Source organism: Mesorhizobium sp. B2-4-6 (assembly GCF_006442775.1).
In the GTDB taxonomy this organism is placed as follows: Bacteria; Pseudomonadota; Alphaproteobacteria; order Rhizobiales; family Rhizobiaceae; genus Mesorhizobium.
Window position 1 is genome coordinate 1 of the sequence record NZ_VFVI01000044.1, and the last position, 1,044, is coordinate 1,044.

The window sequence follows — 1,044 nt, forward strand, 5'->3', positions numbered from 1 at the left end:
TGTTTGGTCCCGGCATTTGCTGGAGCGGATTGAGTTTGAAACGTTCCGGTTGTGAGACCCACGCCTTGCAGATGAACTCGTAGGGTGTGAGACCTTTGAGGGTCTTGAGCCTGCGGGCGAAGTTGTAGGCGGCGACGAAGTCGGCGAGATGGGTCCGGAGCTGATCGTGGCTCTCGTAGTAGAAGCGCTTGACGGTGGCGTCCTTGATAGTCCGGTTCATTCTCTCGACCTGGCCGTTGGTCCACGGATGCCTGGCCTTGGTCGTGCGGTGCTCGATGTCGTTCTTGGCGCAGGCATATTCGAAGGCGTGGGCGCGGAAGATCTCGCCATTGGCGATTGCCTCCTTGATCAGCGGCACCGCCGAGCCACCGGCACCGGGGGTGGTGAACTGGATGCCATTGTCGGTAAGCACGGTGTGGATCTTGTAGGGCACGGCCACGATCAACCGCAGCAGAAAGTCTCTTGATACGGCTGTGGGGGCCTTCTCGTGCAACTCGACGAAGGCGAACTTCGAGGTGCGGTCGATAGCGACGAACATGTGCAGCTTGCCTTGCTCGGTCCTGACCTCGGCAATGTCGATATGGAAGTAACCGATCGGGTAGCTCTTGAATTTCCTCTTCGCCGGTTTGTCGCCCTCGACATCCGGGAGCCGGCTGATGCCATGGCGTTGCAGACAGCGATGCAATGAAGACCGCGTCAGGAGCGGGATGGTCGCCTGGAGCGCATAGAGGCAGTCGTCGAGCGGCAGCAGCGTGTAGCGGCGGAAAGCGACAATGACTGCCTCCTCCTCAATCGAGAGCACCGTCGATCTCGGCTCCTTCGGACCAGTCGCTAGATCGGCGACCGAAGCTCGCCTCTTCCACTTCGCAACCGTCTTCTGGTTAATCCCGTAGCGCTTGGCCAGCGTCCTCAGGCTCTCTTGACTATGCTGTATCGCTCGACGGACCGCCTCTGTCGTTGTGGCGCTCCCATGCAGAACCTGGCCCATAGCGCATCCTTTGATTCGGAAGATAAGGATGCCCCATCAAAGCCTGGGATCAAACA

At 59.4% G+C, this 1,044-nt stretch carries 1 protein-coding gene; it reads right to left on the reverse strand.

Annotated features, from left to right (window positions below; genetic code table 11):
* On the reverse strand, positions 1-988 hold a 988-nt coding region (locus FJ957_RS31720; protein WP_140837566.1), incomplete at its 3' end, for an IS481 family transposase.
* Positions 989-1,044: the final 56 nt, after the last annotated feature.